At 63.8% G+C, this 15,768-nt stretch carries 15 protein-coding genes; 4 read left to right on the top strand and 11 right to left on the bottom strand.

Going from position 1 to position 15,768, the window contains the following annotated elements:
- Window positions 1-4: 4 nt before the first annotated feature.
- Complete coding sequence (locus tag ACMGF8_RS13770) at window positions 5-412, top strand: hypothetical protein (RefSeq protein ID WP_115581869.1); 408 nt, start codon at window positions 5-7, stop codon at window positions 410-412.
- A 138-nt stretch (window positions 413-550) separates the two neighbouring features.
- Complete coding sequence (locus ACMGF8_RS13775) at window positions 551-1,693, top strand: hypothetical protein (protein WP_115581870.1); 1,143 nt, start codon at window positions 551-553, stop codon at window positions 1,691-1,693.
- Between the two features lie 10 nt (window positions 1,694-1,703).
- On the opposite strand, the gene ACMGF8_RS13780 is transcribed toward ACMGF8_RS13775, so the two are convergent.
- Both ACMGF8_RS13780 and ACMGF8_RS13785 read right to left on the bottom strand, forming a co-directional pair.
- A complete protein-coding gene (locus tag ACMGF8_RS13780) occupies window positions 1,704-2,588 on the bottom strand; it encodes a LysR family transcriptional regulator (RefSeq protein WP_102863990.1) in 885 nt (294 codons plus the stop codon).
- A 78-nt stretch (window positions 2,589-2,666) separates the two neighbouring features.
- A complete protein-coding gene (locus tag ACMGF8_RS13785; protein ID WP_102863989.1) occupies window positions 2,667-3,875 on the bottom strand; it encodes an MFS transporter in 1,209 nt (402 codons plus the stop codon).
- A gap of 346 nt (window positions 3,876-4,221) precedes the next feature.
- On the opposite strand from ACMGF8_RS13785, the gene ACMGF8_RS13790 reads away from it, so the two are divergent.
- The gene (locus ACMGF8_RS13790; protein ID WP_102863988.1) at window positions 4,222-4,671 is read left to right on the top strand and encodes a RidA family protein; all 450 of its coding nucleotides are present in this window, start codon (window positions 4,222-4,224) and stop codon (window positions 4,669-4,671) included.
- Window positions 4,672-4,735: 64 nt separating this feature from the next.
- Here ACMGF8_RS13790 and ACMGF8_RS13795 read toward each other — a convergent pair whose 3' ends face one another.
- The 8 genes from ACMGF8_RS13795 to gcl form a co-directional block, all read right to left on the bottom strand.
- Window positions 4,736-5,737 carry a sulfate ABC transporter substrate-binding protein gene (locus ACMGF8_RS13795; RefSeq protein WP_058433729.1) on the bottom strand — a complete coding sequence of 334 codons (1,002 nt, stop codon included), beginning with the start codon at window positions 5,735-5,737 and terminating at the stop codon, window positions 4,736-4,738.
- Window positions 5,738-5,827: 90 nt separating this feature from the next.
- A complete protein-coding gene (locus ACMGF8_RS13800; RefSeq protein ID WP_102863987.1) occupies window positions 5,828-6,652 on the bottom strand; it encodes an ion transporter in 825 nt (274 codons plus the stop codon).
- Window positions 6,653-6,673: 21 nt separating this feature from the next.
- A complete protein-coding gene (locus ACMGF8_RS13805) occupies window positions 6,674-7,594 on the bottom strand; it encodes an urea transporter (protein WP_207167267.1) in 921 nt (306 codons plus the stop codon).
- A gap of 100 nt (window positions 7,595-7,694) precedes the next feature.
- Window positions 7,695-9,110 carry a pyruvate kinase gene (gene pyk, locus ACMGF8_RS13810; RefSeq protein WP_115581874.1) on the bottom strand — a complete coding sequence of 472 codons (1,416 nt, stop codon included), beginning with the start codon at window positions 9,108-9,110 and terminating at the stop codon, window positions 7,695-7,697.
- Entirely contained in the window at window positions 9,100-10,380 is a 1,281-nt protein-coding gene (locus tag ACMGF8_RS13815; protein WP_416759937.1) for a glycerate kinase type-2 family protein, read from the bottom strand. Before ACMGF8_RS13815 ends, pyk begins: the two co-directional genes overlap by 11 nt.
- A gap of 153 nt (window positions 10,381-10,533) precedes the next feature.
- A complete protein-coding gene (locus tag ACMGF8_RS13820; protein ID WP_102863983.1) occupies window positions 10,534-11,427 on the bottom strand; it encodes a 2-hydroxy-3-oxopropionate reductase in 894 nt (297 codons plus the stop codon).
- 123 nt (window positions 11,428-11,550) lie between these two features.
- Window positions 11,551-12,333, bottom strand: a complete 783-nt coding sequence (hyi, locus tag ACMGF8_RS13825; RefSeq protein ID WP_102863982.1) for a hydroxypyruvate isomerase — start codon at window positions 12,331-12,333, stop codon at window positions 11,551-11,553.
- A 147-nt stretch (window positions 12,334-12,480) separates the two neighbouring features.
- A complete protein-coding gene (gene gcl, locus ACMGF8_RS13830; protein WP_102863981.1) occupies window positions 12,481-14,256 on the bottom strand; it encodes a glyoxylate carboligase in 1,776 nt (591 codons plus the stop codon).
- 268 nt (window positions 14,257-14,524) lie between these two features.
- On the opposite strand from gcl, the gene ACMGF8_RS13835 reads away from it, so the two are divergent.
- Window positions 14,525-14,965 (top strand): GlcG/HbpS family heme-binding protein, encoded by a 441-nt coding sequence (locus ACMGF8_RS13835; RefSeq protein WP_102863980.1) that lies wholly within the window; start codon window positions 14,525-14,527, stop codon window positions 14,963-14,965.
- Window positions 14,966-15,123: 158 nt separating this feature from the next.
- Here the strand turns inward: ACMGF8_RS13835 and ACMGF8_RS13840 are convergent, their stop codons facing one another.
- Window positions 15,124-15,732, bottom strand: coding sequence for a TetR/AcrR family transcriptional regulator (locus ACMGF8_RS13840; protein WP_102863979.1), 609 nt, complete (start codon window positions 15,730-15,732; stop codon window positions 15,124-15,126).
- Window positions 15,733-15,768: the final 36 nt, after the last annotated feature.

Below are 15,768 nucleotides of genomic sequence, written 5' to 3' on the forward strand. Positions count from 1 at the left end.
CGCCATGACCGCCATCGCTCGTATCACCCTGTTGTCACTGGTCCTGGGGTTGAGTGCTTGTACGGTCCACCGGCCGGCGCCGACCTCCTCTGAACCCATCCCGCCTGCGGGGCCGAGTACGCGCCCGGCCCCGTCCACGGCTCCCGCGCCAGTCAAGCCCGGGGCGCCGATTCCCGCCGCCAAGCCCCTGCCACGCACCTCCGCGAGCTTTGCTCCGCCACCCGGCGGGCACAGTCACTGGGATGCGCGGCTGGGGGTCTATGTGCTGGATAACCAGAGCAACACCTTCTATCGCCAACGCACCTATTACCGTTGGAACAACGGCTGGAGCCGCTCCATCAGCCCCGACGGTCCCTGGGAAGACACCGACATCCATGGTGTACCCGCAGGGCTGGGGCGTCAGTTCCAGTAATTTTCAACGCCATCGACTGACAGCAAAGGCGCGGGCCAGAGCCGGCGCCGGCCTTGCCATGGTCAGCGGATTATTTAAGCCCTGCCCAGGCTGGCCGATACAGCGGGGTGTTCCTGAGTATCAGCCGTTGAGCGCCCGATGAAGAAAGACCTGAACAAACCCTATGTCGCGCCGATGCTGTTCTGGCTGGCCGTGGTCTGCGTCCTGTTGCTGTTGTACGGCCTGGGGCCGGCGGACGTGCCGGAGCTGATCTATCTGTCCCTGGCACCGGTGTACCTGCTGGTGGCCTTCGCCTTCATGTACTACTTCTTCTGCTGGAGCCTGATCTCGGTTTTTCGCTTGGGGGAGGTCGGCTGGAAGAAAGTCGACTACGGCTGGTTGCTGCTGGCTGCCCTGGCCCTGATCAGCGCCACCCAGGCGGTGCGGGTGGACTGGTTCCAGAGTGACTACCAGCTGGCACAAAGCGCCCGGGACGCAGCGCAGCGCAGAGTGCTGGCCGAGATCGACGACATGCTCGGCAGCGCTCACTGCAAGGCGGCGCAGGAGCTGCATGAGCCCCAGGATGCCGCCCAGGTCAGCAACCTGTGCGAACGCTTTGGCACATTGGAGCGTTCTGCCGATGGGCGTCTTTCGGCTTTGGCCGTGATCAAGGTGCAGCAGGCCCTGGGCGACCTTCGTGGTGAGTATTCAGCGCCGCTGGTGCAGCAATGGCTGCAGCGTCTGGGGGACACCTTCAGTGAGCTGGAGCACCAGCGGGCCGAGGTACATCGTCTGCATGGCCTGACCGAGGCCAGTCATACCGAGAGGCTCTATGGCTACTGCGCACCTTTGCTGCTGGTGATCGCCCTGGCGCTGCGGGCGTCCAAGGTGACCGGCGAGGTACTGCTCAAGGCGCCGCGCCGGCGCAAGCTGTGGCTGATCGTCAACCGGCGGGTAGTGATCGACGGCCTGGGCTTTGTCCGCGGTGCCCGCGCGCGCCTGGACGAAGCCCTGAGGAACTGGCGTGTGGCGCAATGGGGCGTGGTGCACCTATCCTGCCCGTTCATTGCCGGAGCCAGCCCCCAGGACACCCCGGTCCCGGTGATCCCGGGTTTCTACGAGAACGAGTTCCAGCTCGCCAGTCTTGGCGAGTTCGACAGCAGTGAGTTCGTCCAGTGGGCCGCGATCCAGACCATCGACGTCCTGTATCTGGTGGGTGAAACCGACCTGAGCCTGATCGACCGGCTGCGGCGCTGGGGTGAGGCGGCGAATATCGAAGTGCTGGTGCGCGAGCGGATCTGAGGCCGGGGTTTCACAGACGCTCCAGCAACTGCTCCACATAGTCCACGAACGCCCGGGCCTTGGCACTCACCAGGCGCCCGCCGGGAAACACAGCCCACAGCTGTTGCCGGGGCAGTTGCCAATCCGTGAGCACGGCCTTGACCGCACCCTTGGCCAGCTCCGGGGCAAACATCCATTGCGAGGCCATTGCCAGCCCCTGGTGGGCCAGTACCGATTCGCGCAAGCCTTCTGCGGCATTCACTCGAACCCTGCCACTGACACTTACCCGTTGCTCGTCGTCGCCCTGGGAAAAGTGCCAGAGATTACCGGGCCCCCGGCTGTAGATCACCGCTTGATGCCCGGTCAGTTCACCGGGATGCTGCGGCTCGCCGTGCTCGGCGAAGTACTCGGGAGTGGCCAGCAGCAGGCGCGGGCACTCGGCGATCTGGCGGGCGATGAGGGTCGAGTCGGCGAGGCTGCCCATGCGCAAGGCGACATCGACTCCCGCCTCCACCAGATTGATGGTGTGATCATCCATCACCACGTCGATCTGCAACTCGGGGTGCTGCTCCAGAAAGGGCCCCAGGTGAGGAATGATATGCAGGCGGGCGAAGGTCACCGCCGCACAGATGCGCAAGGTGCCACGCAACTGGGAGGCCGAGCCCCGGGCGGCATTTTCCGCTTCGCTGGCTTCCTCCAGGGTGCGTTTGGCCCGTTCGAAGAAGGCCAGGCCGGCTTCGGTGGGGCTCAGGCCGCGGGTGGAGCGCAGCAACAGCCGCACCTGCAGATAGGCCTCCAGTTGGGCGATGCTTTTCGATACGGCGGGCTGACCCAGGTTCAGACGCCGGGCGGCAGCGGAGAAGGAGCCGCTTTCCACCACATGTACAAAGGTTTCCATCGCGGCCAGGCGGTCCATCGGTTGTCCTTGCTGGGTTGAGAAGGGGGCACTTGAGCAGTGTGCGCCAAAACGTTCACCGGGTCCTGGGCGCACGGCCTAGGCGCGGGCCGCGCGGCGGTTGTCCGCCACCAGCAGGAAGCGCAGCAGGGCCAGCAGTGGAAACCCACTGCCCACCAGCACCACTCCCAGCCAGCCGCCATGTTCGTACACCGCACTGGCAATCGACGAGCCGAAGGCGCCACCGATGAAGATGCTGGTCATGTACAGCGCGTTGAGGCGACTGCGACTGTGGGCGTCCAGGGCATACACCGCCCGTTGGCCGAGCACCATGTTCATCTGCACACAGAAATCCAGGACCACCCCGGTCACTGCCAGGCCGATGACGCTGTAGGCGGGATGGATCAGTGTCGGGATAAAGCTCAGGGCTGCCAGGAGCATGGCCAGCAGCGAGGCGATGCGGGTATGGCCGGCATCCGCGAGGCGTCCGCTGATGGGGGCGGCGATGGCGCCGATGGCGCCCACCAGGGCGAAGATCGCAATCTGGCTTTGTGACAGGCCGTGATGCCGTGCCAGTTCCAGGGGCGCGGCGGTCCAGAACAGGCTGAAGGTGGCGAACATGCAGCCCTGGTAGAAGGCTCGCTGGCGCAGGACCGGCTGCTGGCGCAGCAGGCCGCCCAGGGAGCGCAGCAGTTGGCCGTAGGTGGCGCTGTGGGCCGGCTGACGCTTGGGTATGGTCAGCATCAATACCAGGCTGATGCCGGCCATCAGCACGGCGGCGGCGATGAACATTGCGCGCCAGCCGAAGAGATCGGCCACCACGCTGGACACCGGGCGGGCCAGGAGAATGCCCAGCAGCAGGCCGCCCATGATGCCGCCCACCACTCGTCCTCGGGACTCCTCGGGGGCCAGGTGCGCAGCCAGGGGAATGAGGATCTGGACCGACACCGAGCTGAAGCCGATCAGCAGCGATACCAGGAGGAAGACGTTGGGCTGCTGGGTATAGGCAGCCCCCAGCAGGCTGGCGATGGCCACCAGGGTGGTGATGATCATCAACCGACGGTTTTCCAGCAGGTCTCCCAGGGGCACCAGGAAGAACAGGCCCAGGGCATAGCCGATCTGGGTCAGAGAAACGATCAGGCTGGCGATGGAGCTGGACAGGCCCAGGTCCGGTGCGATCAGCTCGATGATCGGTTGTGCGTAATAGATGTTGGCGACGATGGCGCCGCAGCAGAAGGCGAACAGCAGCACCATGCCTCGGGTCATTGTCACGTTGCTGGCGGGCAGCACCTGGGTCGTGGAAGTCATCAGGTTTCTCTTGGCGGCGAAAGGATGGAACAAGGTTAAGAGACCGCGCGGTCACTCAGTAGAGAGGGCGGGGCGATAGCATTCATTCCTGTTGGGAATAAATCTCTGAGTCATGAGGCTCTGGAGATGGCCGGGGCGTGCCGCTGCCGAGGGCTGATGATACATTTACTTACATCTTGTTCGATAGCATGCTCATGGTCTTCAGGGCCCTGGGGGCAGCCTGCTCAAGGCTGGCAACCCCGCGCTGAAGCTTGCGTTGCCAAATGTTGCTGCGCGGCGCTAGCAGTGGAAGTCGCTGAGGCCTTGGTTTAGGGTTTCCGGTCGTTCAGTGCGGTGGGAGTCCCTTATGGAAAAGTCAACGTTCAACCCAGCCAGTGTGTTCAATTCCCTGCAATACGGTTTCAGCCAGGCGGTGGAGGTGCGCGGCGGTCGACGCCTGCTGCTGTCCGGTCAGGTCGGGGTGGATGAGCAGGAGCGCACCGTAGGACCGGGCCTGCGGCAGCAGACCGAGCAGGCCTTCGACAATATCGAGAAGGTTCTGGCCGAGGCGGGAGGTCAACTGGCGGATGTGGTGATGTTGCGGATCTACATCGCCGAAGCGGCGCGGGATCAGCAGGAGCACATCAGCGCGGTATTGCTCGAGCGTTTTGCCAGCCAGCCACCGGCGTCCTCATGGATCATCGTCAGCGGGCTGTCGTTGCCGGAGTGGTTGATCGAAGTCGAGGCGGAGGCGGTGCTGGATGAGCGTTATCAGGCGGCCGAAGCCGCGCAGTTCAGTTCGGCGCGGGCTCTGTGACTCCCTGATCGGCGGCATAAAAAAAGCGACCTTCACGGTCGCTTTTTTTATCGGGCTACCAGCGTCACTTGGCGTTGGTATAGATCTGGTCGAAGACCCCGCCGTCGTTGAAGTGGGTCTTCTGCACGCTGCGCCAGTCGCCGAAGGTCTTCTCCACCGAGAGGAAGTCGACTTTCGGGAAACGGTCGGTGTACTTGGCCAGGACTTTCGGGTCCCGTGGGCGCAGGTAGTTGTTGGCGGCGATTTCCTGGCCTTCCGGCGACCACAGGTACTTCAGGTATTCCTCGGCCGCAGCGCGGGTGCCTTTCTTCTCCACCACCTTGTCCACCACCGACACCGGCGGCTCGGCTTCAGCGGAGACGCTTGGGTAGATCACTTCGAACTGATCGCGACCGAATTCGCGGGCGATCATTTCCGCTTCGTTCTCGAAGGTCACCAGCACGTCGCCGATCTGGTTGGTCATGAAGGTGGTGGTGGCGGCGCGGCCACCTGTGTCCAGTACCGGGGCCTGCTTGAACAGCTTGCCGACGAAGTCCTTGGCCTTGTTCTCGTCGCCGCCGTTCTTCAGCACGTAGCCCCAGGCCGAGAGGTAGGTGTAGCGGCCGTTACCCGAGGTCTTGGGGTTGGGCACTATCACTTGCACGCCATCCTTGAGCAGGTCTGGCCAGTCTTTCAGGGCCTTGGGGTTGCCTTTGCGCACGATGAACACGGTGGCCGAAGTGAAGGGCGCACTGTTGTTCGGCAGACGCGTTACCCAGTTGTCCGGCACCAGTTTGCCGTTGTCCGCCAGGGCGTTGATGTCGGTGGCCATGTTCATGGTGATGACATCCGCCGGCAGGCCGTCGATCACCGAGCGCGCCTGCTTGCTGGAGCCGCCGAAGGACATCTGCAGGGTGATGTTTTCGTTGTGCTCGGCTTTCCAGTGTTTCTGGAAGGCAGTGTTGTAGTCCTTGTAGAAGTCGCGCATCACGTCGTAGGACACGTTGAGCAGGGTCGGTGCGGCCTGGGCGACGCTGCCCAGGGCCAGGCCGGCGGCCAGAAGCGAGGCGCTGAAGAGTTTTTTCACTGCGCATTCCTTTTGTTCGAGAGTGAAGGCAATTTGCCGCCGACTATAGCCGGGGCGCTATATCTCTTTAAAGATTAAAAAGTACTTTGCTTATTCCATTTTCTTGAACAGCGCGTTGCCACAGCGCGAGCAGAAGGCCGCGGCCGGTTCGTGACTGTTCTTGCGGCACACTGGGCAGTCGTGCTTGAGCTGTTCGCCGCGCATGGCGCTGGCCAGTTCCGCAGTGAAGATCCCGGTAGGCACGGCAATGATCGAGTAACCGGTGATCATCACCATCGACGAAATCATCTGGCCGATCACGGTCTTGGGCACGATATCGCCATAGCCCACGGTGGTCAGGGTGACGATGGCCCAGTAGATGCCCTTGGGGATACTGGTAAAGCCATGTTCCGGGCCTTCCACCACGTACATCAGGGTGCCGAACACCGTGACCAGGGTGCAGACGCTGAGCAGGAACACCAGGATCTTCTGCTTGCTGCCGCGCAGGGCATCGAGCAGGTAATGGGCCTGTTTCAGGTAGGGCGACAGCTTGAGCACGCGGAAGATCCGCAGCATGCGGATGATACGAATGATCAACAGGTACTGGGCATCGCTGTAGTACAGGGCGAGGATGCCGGGGACGATCGCCAGCAGGTCCACCAGGCCATAGAAGCTAAAGGCATAGCGCAGGGGTTTGGGGGAGCAATACAGGCGCAGTCCGTACTCGATGAGGAAGATCAGGGTGAAGCCCCATTCGATGTACGCCAGGACGTCGGCGTAGTTGCTGTGCACCTCGTCAATGCTGTCGAGGATCACGATCACCAGGCTGGCGAGGATGATCAGCAGCAGGGTCGTATCGAAGCGTCTTCCGGCCACCGTATCGGTCTGGAAGATCATCACGTAGAGGCGCTGGCGCCAGTTGTCGCGGTTAACCATGGGAGTCGCCTGAATCAAAGATCAGCGAAGCCTAGGGGGAGTTGCCGGGGGAGCGCAAGGTGCGTGGTCCCCAGGCGCTGGCCCCAGGACCCGGGTGGCGACATGCATCAGCCAGCAGGCCAGGACGAAGGGGGCGGTGAGGGGCGCTAGCCCCAGGGCGACGATGCCCGGGGTGATCAGCAGCGCCAGGCTCATCCCTGCCAGTGGCCGCCACGGACGTCGGGCCCCTTGGCCCAGGGCCAGGGCCACCAGTGCGCAGTTGTAGCCGCCCAGGCCCAGTAGGGCACGGCCGGGCTCATGCAGCAGCAGTGTCAAGGCCAGGCCGCTGGCGGAACCGATCAGGGCCCAGGTCGCTGCGCGGCGGTTGGCCAGCAGCAGGCCGAGGAGAATCAGTAGCCCGGCCAGTGGCTGACTGAGGAACATGATCTGGCCCAGGCCCTGGAACAGTCCGCTCAGCAGGCTCCACAGGGACAGGCCGGGCACCGCCTGGGGCATGGATTGCATGGGTTCCATCAGGCTCAGCAACAGCCAGCCCAGGCCCACGAAGGGCGCGGTGTAGGCCGGCAGGCTGGCGGGGCTGCCGGCCCGTTTCAGCCATTGCTGGGTGATGATCGCGCTGAGGCCGGCGGCGGCGATGATCAGCGGCGGCAGCAGCACCGACCAGGGCAGGTACAGGCTCAGCAGCAGGCCCAGGAGCACGCCGTTATAGCTGAAGAGTCCGGCTTGCCGGTCGGCCTTGGCATAGCCCCGTTGCTGGGCGGTGAGCAGGCCGGCCAGGGCACCCAGCAGGGCACCCCCGAGCAGGGCCGGGGCGCTGATCAGGATCGCCAGCAGGCACAGCAGGCCGCACAGCGGGTGGCGCTGGAGGAAAATCTGACTGAAACCGTTGAGCAAGGCAGTGGCCCAGTCGGGGCAGAAGGCATTGAAAGACTGTGCAGGCATGACGAGAGTCGGCGAATGCGGTGGTTGTCGTACCGCAGCGTTCGACCCCAGCGGCATCCTCTTTGGGAGGCTCGCTGCAGGTCGCGGGCGCTGCGGCGGGTCAGAGAAGGGTTTCGACGCGCAGGGAGTTGGTGGTTCCCGGCTGGCCGAACGGCACGCCGGTGGTGATCACCACGGTATCCCCGCGTTTGGCCAAGCCCTGGGCCTGGGCGATTTCCAGGGCCGTGGCACAGACCTCGTCCACCTGGCGCAAGCGGTCATTGACCACCGAGTGCACACCCCAGGCCAGGCTCAAGCGGCGCGCTGTCTGCAGGTTCGGCGTCAGGTTGAGGATAGGTACCGAAGGACGTTCCCGGGCGGCACGCAGGGTGGAACTGCCGGACTCGCTGTAGTTCACCAGCACCGCCACGGGGAGGATGCTGCACACCCGGCGGATCGCGCAGCTGATGGCGTCGGATACCGTGGCTTCGGCCTGGGGGCGGCTGACGTCCAGTTGAGTCTGGTAGTCGGGGCCGGTTTCCACCTGGCGAATGATCTTGCTCATCATCTGCACCGCTTCCAGCGGGTATTCCCCGGAGGCGGTTTCCGCCGAGAGCATCACCGCATCGCTGCCTTCGGCCACGGCATTGGCGACGTCGGTCACCTCGGCTCGGGTGGGCGCCGGGGAGAAACGCATGGACTCCAGCATCTGGGTGGCGACCACCACGGGTTTGCCCAGCTGACGGCAGGTGCTGATGATGTTCTTCTGGATCTGCGGCACGCTTTCCGCCGGGACTTCCACCCCCAGGTCACCTCTGGCCACCATGATCGCGTCGCTCAGTTCGGCGATTTCCCGCAGTTGGGCCACGGCGGAAGGCTTTTCGATCTTGGCCATCAGGTAGGCCTTGTCGCCAATCAGGGTACGGGCTTCACGGATGTCTTCCGGACGTTGCACGAAGGACAGCGCCACCCAATCCACGCCCAATTCCAGGCCGAAGCTCAGGTCGCGGCGGTCCTTGGCGGTCAGCGGGCTGAGGTCGAGCACGGCCTGGGGCACGTTGACGCCCTTGCGGTCCGACAGTTCGCCGCCATTGAGCACGGTGGTCTCGATGGCGTCCGCGTGCTTGGCGATGACCCGCAGGCGCAGCTTGCCGTCGTCCAGCAGCAGGTCCATTCCGGGCTCCAGGGCCGCGATGATTTCCGGGTGCGGCAGGTTGACCCGCTGGGCGGTCCCCGGCGTCGGGTCCAGGTCCAGGCGCAGGGCCTGGCCGCGTACCAACTGCACCTTGCCCTCGGCGAAGGTGCCGACCCGCAGTTTCGGTCCTTGCAGGTCCATGAGGATGCCCAGGGGGTAGTTCAGTTCGCGTTCGATCTGGCGAATCCACTCATATCGCTGGGCATGGTCGGCATGGCTGCCGTGGCTGAAGTTGAGTCGGAAGATGTTTACGCCGGCCTGCACCAGTTCGCGGATGTCCTCGATGCTGTCGGTGGCCGGCCCCAGGGTGGCGAGGATTTTGACTTTCTTGTCAGGCGTCATGTTTGGGGTTCTCGAGGATCAGGATGGCGCGGAAGTCGTTGACGTTGGTACGGGTCGGCTCGGTGACGATCAAGTCGTCCAGGGCTGCGAAGTAGCCATAGCCATTGTTGTTGTCCAGCTCGTCGCTGGCGCTCAGGCCCAGGGCCGCAGCCCGAGCGTAGCTGTCCGGGGTCATGATCGCCCCGGCATTGTCTTCGGAGCCGTCGATGCCGTCGGTATCGCCGGCCAGGGCGTAGATCCCGGGATGCCCCTTGAGGCTGTCGGTGAGGCTCAGGAGGAACTCGGCGTTGCGGCCGCCGCGACCTTTGCCGCGCACGGTAACCGTGGTTTCACCACCGGAAAGGATCACGCAGGGCGCCGCCAGGGGCTGGCCGTGCAAGGCCACTTGGCGGGCGATGCCGGCGTGAACCTTGGCCACCTCCCGGGATTCGCCTTCCAGGTCGCCGAGGATCAGCGGGCTGTAGCCGGCCTGGCGGGCTTTGACCGCGGCGGCTTCCAGGGATTGCTGGGGGCGGGCGATCAACTGGAAGTGGCTGCGTTCCAGGCACGGGTCGCCGGGCTTGACGGTTTCCGAGTCGGGGTTCTGCAACCAGTTGCGTACTGCTGCGGGTACTTCAATGGCATAGCGCTTGAGAATCGCCAGGGCTTCGGCCGAGGTACTCGGATCGGCCACTGTGGGGCCGGAAGCGATGACCGTGGCCAGATCGCCAGGGACGTCGGAAATGGCATAGGTGTAGACCGTGGCCGGCCAGCAGGCCTTGGCCAGGCGTCCGCCCTTGATCGCCGAGAGGTGCTTGCGCACGCAGTTCATCTCGCCGATGGTGGCGCCGGATTTCAGCAGGGCCTTGTTGATGGCCTGCTTGTCGGCCAGGGTGATGCCCGTGGCGGGCAGGGCCAGCAGCGCCGAACCGCCGCCGGACAGCAGGAAAATCACCCGATCCTGTTCTGACAGGTTGCTGACCAGCTCCAGTACCCGCTTGGCCACGGCCAGGCCGGCCGCGTCGGGCACCGGGTGAGCGGCCTCGACCACTTCGATCTTGGAGCACGGGGCGCCGTGGCCGTAGCGGGTAACCACCAGTCCGGAGACGTCGCCCTGCCAGCTGCGTTCCACGACTTGGGCCATGGCCGCCGCTGCCTTGCCGGCACCGATGACGATGACGCGACCGCTGCGGTCGCTGGGGAGATGGGCTTCGAGAACCTGTTGCGGATGGGCGGCGTCGATGGCTGTGGCGAACAGCTCTCGGAGGAATTGTTGCGGATCGACCGACATGGCGGGCTCCCGGATTTCTTGTTATGGGGGGCTTGAAACGGGTGTAGCCGCCACCTCAGGCGGCGACAAGGTCAGCAGGGCCTGTCCCTGGCCCGCCGTGAGGCGTTTCCTGCGAACCTTGGCGCCGCCTGTGGCAGCGGCTACGGATGCTGCTTAGTGCTTATCGCGGATCGAGAAGTTGGCCATGTGTTCCAGGCCCTTGATCAGGGCCGAGTGGTCCCAGTTGCCGCCACCAATAGCGGTGCAGGTGCTGAACACTTGCTGGGTATTGGCGGTGTTGGGCAGGTTGATCCCCAGCTCGCGAGCGCCACTGAGGGCCAGGTTCAGGTCCTTCTGGTGCAGGTTGATGCGGAAGCCTGGATCGAAGGTGCCCTTGATCATGCGTTCACCGTGCACTTCGAGGATCTTCGAGGAGGCAAAACCGCCCATCAGCGCTTCACGCACCTTGGCCGGATCGGCACCGTTCTTCGAGGCGAACAGCAGGGCTTCGGCCACGGCCTGGATGTTCAGGGCGACGATGATCTGGTTGGCCACCTTGGCGGTCTGACCGTCACCGTTGCCCCCCACCAGGGTGATGTTCTTGCCCATGCTCTGGAACAGCGGCAAGGCGCGCTCAAAGGCCTGGCTGTCGCCACCGACCATGATGCTCAGGGTCGCGGCCTTGGCCCCGACTTCACCGCCGGATACCGGTGCGTCCAGGTACTGCGCGCCTTTCTCGTTGATCTTGGCGGCGAAGGCCTTGGTCGCGGTGGGGGAGATGGAGCTCATGTCGATGACGATCTTGCCCTTGCCGATCCCGGCGGCAACGCCGTCGGCACGCAGCAGCACGTCTTCGACCTGAGGGGTATCGGGCACCATGATGATGACGAATTCGGCTTCCTGGGCCACTTCTTTGGGCGAGGCCAGGGCCACCGCGCCGGCGGCGATCAGGTCGGCCGGGGCCTTGCCGTGGTGTTCCGAGAGCAGCAGGGAGTGACCGGCTTTCTGCAGGTTTGCCGCCATGGGATGACCCATGATGCCGGTGCCGATAAATCCGATTTTAGCCATGATAAAAATCCTCTATTCAAACGGACCTTGCAGGAGCTGGCTGGCCAGCGCAGGTGGCCGCAAGGCCGCTGCAAGGCTTGCGGGCCTGTTCGCCGGCAAGCTGGCTCCTACGCAGGTCCAGGTTCAGATTGCGTTGTGGGTTTTCAGCCAGCCGAGGCCCGCTTCGGTGGTGGTCAGCGGTTTGTACTCGCAGCCGACCCAGCCCTGGTAGCCGATGCTGTCCAGGTGCTCGAAGAGGAAGCGATAGTTGATCTCGCCGGTGCCGGGTTCGTTGCGTCCTGGGTTGTCTGCCAGCTGGATGTGGTTGATCTGGCTGAGGTGGTTGGCCATGGTCCGTGCCAGGTCACCTTCCATGATTTGCATGTGATAGATGTCGTACTGCAGGAACAGGTTGGCACTGCCCACTTGTTCGCGGATCGACAGCGCCTGGGCGGTGTTGTTGAGGTAGAAGCCGGGAATGTCGCGGGTGTTGATGGCTTCCATCACCAGCTTGATGCCGACCGCCTGCAGTTTGTCGGCGGCGTACTTGAGGTTGGCGACGAAGGTCTTTTCCAGCAGCGCGGCGTCAGCCCCCTGGGGACGGATGCCGGCCAGGCAGTTGACCTGGGTGTTGCCCAGGACCTGGGCGTAGGCGATGGCCAAGTCGACGCCGGCACGGAATTCCTCGACCCGGTCGGGCAGGCAGGCGATTCCGCGCTCACCCTTGCCCCAGTCGCCGGCGGGCAGGTTGAACAGCACCTGGGTCAGGCCGTGGGCATCGAGTTGCGCCTTGATCTCGGCGGAGCTGAATTCGTAGGGGAACAGGTATTCGACGCCGCTGAAACCGGCATCGGCGGCGGCCTTGAAGCGAGCGAGGAAGTCCTGTTCGGTGAACAGCATGGACAGGTTGGCGGCAAAACGCGGCATGGTGGTCTCCTGTGAATCGGTGAAGCCTGTAGAGCAGGCCAAGGCTGCAGTCGAGTTGCCCCGGCAGTGCCTCTTGAAGAGGGTGCGGGGCAGATCCCGGCCAGGTTCTGCGAACCTGATGGCAGCCTGGAGGCGCGGCTACAGGGTTTAGTCGAGCAGGGAAATGGCGGTAGGGGCGTCGTTGCCCACCAGCGCCAGGTCTTCGAACTCGTTGACCGCGTTGATTTCGGTGCCCATGGAAATGTTGGTCACGCGCTCCAGGATGATCTCCACGACCACCGGTACCTTGAAGGTCTGGAGCATTTCCTGGGCCTGGCGCAGGGCCGGCTGGATGTCCTTGGGTTCGAACACCCGCAGGGCCTTGCAGCCCAGGCCTTCGGCGACCGCGACGTGGTCCACGCCGTAGCCGTTGAGCTCCGGCGCGTTGAGATTGTCGAAGGACAGCTGCACGCAGTAGTCCATCTCGAAGCCGCGCTGGGCCTGGCGGATCAGCCCCAGGTAGGAGTTGTTCACCACCACGTGGATGTACGGCAGGTTGAACTGTGCTCCTACTGCCAGCTCTTCGATCATGAACTGGAAGTCGTAGTCGCCGGACAGGGCCACCACCTGGCGGTTCGGATCGGCCTTGACCACGCCGAGGGCGGCGGGGATGGTCCAGCCCAATGGGCCGGCCTGACCGCAGTTGATCCAGTGGCGTGGCTTGTAGACGTGGAGGAATTGCGCACCGGCAATCTGCGACAGGCCGATGGTGCTGACGTAGCAGGTGTCCTTGCCGAAGACCTGGTTCATCTCTTCGTAGACCCGTTGCGGCTTGACCGGCACGTTGTCGAAGTGGGTCTTGCGATGCAGGCTGGCCTTGCGCTGCTGGCAGTCATGCAGCCAGGCGCTGCGATCTTTCAACTTGCCGGCGGTCTGCCATTCGCGAGCCACTTCCAGCAGCACGGTCAGGGCGCTGCCAGCGTCGGAGACGATGCCCAGGTCCGGAGTGAATACCCGGCCGATCTGGGTTGGCTCGATGTCCACGTGAATGAACTTGCGGCCTTCGGTGTAGACGTCCACCGAGCCGGTGTGGCGGTTGGCCCAGCGGTTGCCGATGCCCAGCACCGTGTCGGATTTGAGCAGGGTGGCGTTGCCGTAGCGATGGGAGGTCTGCAGGCCGACCATGCCCACCATCTGTGGGTGATCGTCAGGGATGGTGCCCCAGCCCATCAGGGTCGGGATCACTGGAATGCCGGTCAGTTCGGCGAACTCCACCAGCAGATCGCTGGCATCGGCGTTGATCACACCGCCACCGGCCACCAGCAACGGGCGTTCGGCCTGGTCCAGCAGGGCCAGAACCTTTTCCGCCTGCAGCCGGGTGGCCGCCGGTTTGGCCAGGGGCAGTGGCTGGTAGGCGTCGATGTCGAATTCGATCTCCGCCATCTGCACGTCGAACGGCAGGTCGATCAACACCGGACCAGGACGGCCGGAGCGCATTTCATAGAAGGCTTTCTGGAAGGCGTAGGGCACCTGGCCCGGTTCCAGCACGGTGGTGGCCCACTTGGTCACCGGCTTGACGATGCTGGTGATGTCCACGGCCTGGAAGTCTTCCTTGTGCAGGCGGGCCCGGGGCGCCTGGCCGGTGATGCAGAGAATCGGGATCGAGTCGGCCGAGGCACTGTACAGGCCGGTGACCATGTCGGTGCCTGCCGGGCCGGAAGTGCCGATGCACACGCCGATGTTGCCGGCCTTGGTGCGGGTGTAGCCCTCGGCCATGTGCGAGGCGCCTTCGACGTGGCGAGCGAGGACGTGATCGATGCCTCCGACCTTCTGCAGCGCGGAATACAGCGGGTTGATGGCGGCACCCGGGATGCCAAAAGCGGTATCGACCCCTTCACGGCGCATCACCAGAACGGCGGCTTCGATTGCTCTCATTTTGCTCATGGTTTTGTGCCTCTTGCGTTTTGTAATTGTATACAAGTGGTTTTGCGCAAAGTGTATTCACGGCGGATGGCGCAGGTCAATCCATTTTCTTGAACGGTAGCGGCTTTCGATGGGGCCCTATAAACCGGCGTCCTTTTGTCGCATGAGCTACCTTTCTCGAATTATTGTATACAAAAAATAAATTCATTGTGTTCTATTTGCTGCATCGGACTTCTCCTGCAAGAAGCTTCCACCAGGCTTTCTCAATAACAAGATAAGGACGGCACCCATGAGCGCTTTAACCTTGAAAGTCGCAGTCAACCTGGCCAATCAGGCCATCAATGCGGGGCGCAAGATCAACGCGGCCCCGCTGACCATCGCGGTGCTGGATGCCGGCGGGCACCTGGTGACCCTGCAACGGGAGGATGGCGCCAGCCTGTTGCGTCCGCAGATCGCCATCGGCAAGGCCTGGGGCGCGGTAGCCCTGGGCAAGGGCTCGCGCCTGCTGGCGCTGGATGCGCAGCAGCGCCCGGCGTTCATCGGTGCGTTGAATGGCCTGGGACAGGGCAGCGTGGTGCCCGCGCCGGGCGGGGTGTTGATTCGGGATCAGGCGGGGGCGGTGCTGGGAGCGATCGGCATCAGTGGCGATACCTCGGACATCGATGAGCAATGCGCGATCAGCGCGATCGAGGCTCAGGGCCTGGCGGCTGACGCCGGCGTCAGCGCTTAGCCCTTAACCTCGCGGGCCCGGCCCTGGCCCGTAGCCGCTGCCGAGCCCGCGAGGCTGCGAGGCTGCGAAAAGGTCCGCAGGACCTTGCTGGTGTCTTGATATTCCTGTGCGCAGTTTGCAGCAACAGCACAAATGCACGGGAAGGGGCCGAAACGCGATCAGCGATCCAGTTCACAGCCTTTGAGCACCAGGCGGATGATGGTCTGCGCCGCGGCTTCGTAGTCGTCTTCGTCAAGTTTGCTCTTGCCGGTGACCACCGAGATCTGCCAGTCGAAGTCGGCGTAGGTCTGGGTCGCGGCCCAGATGCTGAACATCAGGTGGTTGGGGTCGAGCGGGGCGATCAGGCCGCGATCAATCCAGGTCTGGATGCATTCGATGTTGTGCTTGGCCTGGGCGTTGAGCTGTTCCACCTGGTCCGGGCTCAGGTGCGGTGCACCGTGCATGATTTCGCTGGCGAACACCTTGGAGGCAAAAGGCAGGTCGCGGGAGATGCGGATCTTCGAGCGGATGTAGCCGCTGAGCACTTCACTGGGTACGCCGTCGGCATTGAACGGAGTGGAAGCCTGGAGGATCGGTTCGATGATGCTTTCCAGCACCTCGCGGTAGAGGTTTTCCTTGGACTTGAAGTAGTAGTAGACGTTGGGCTTGGGCAACCCGGCCTTGGCGGCGATGTCGCTGGTCTTGGTCGCTGCAAAGCCCTTGTCGGCAAACTCTTCACTGGCGGCCCGCAGGATCAGTTCTTTATTGCGCTCGCGGATGGTGCTCATAAACCGGGGGATTCCTTGCCTGTTCGGGCGGTTGCG

The sequence above is a fragment of the Pseudomonas sp. BNK-7 genome (assembly GCF_048072025.1).
In the GTDB taxonomy this organism is placed as follows: Bacteria; Pseudomonadota; Gammaproteobacteria; order Pseudomonadales; family Pseudomonadaceae; genus Aquipseudomonas; species Aquipseudomonas danubii.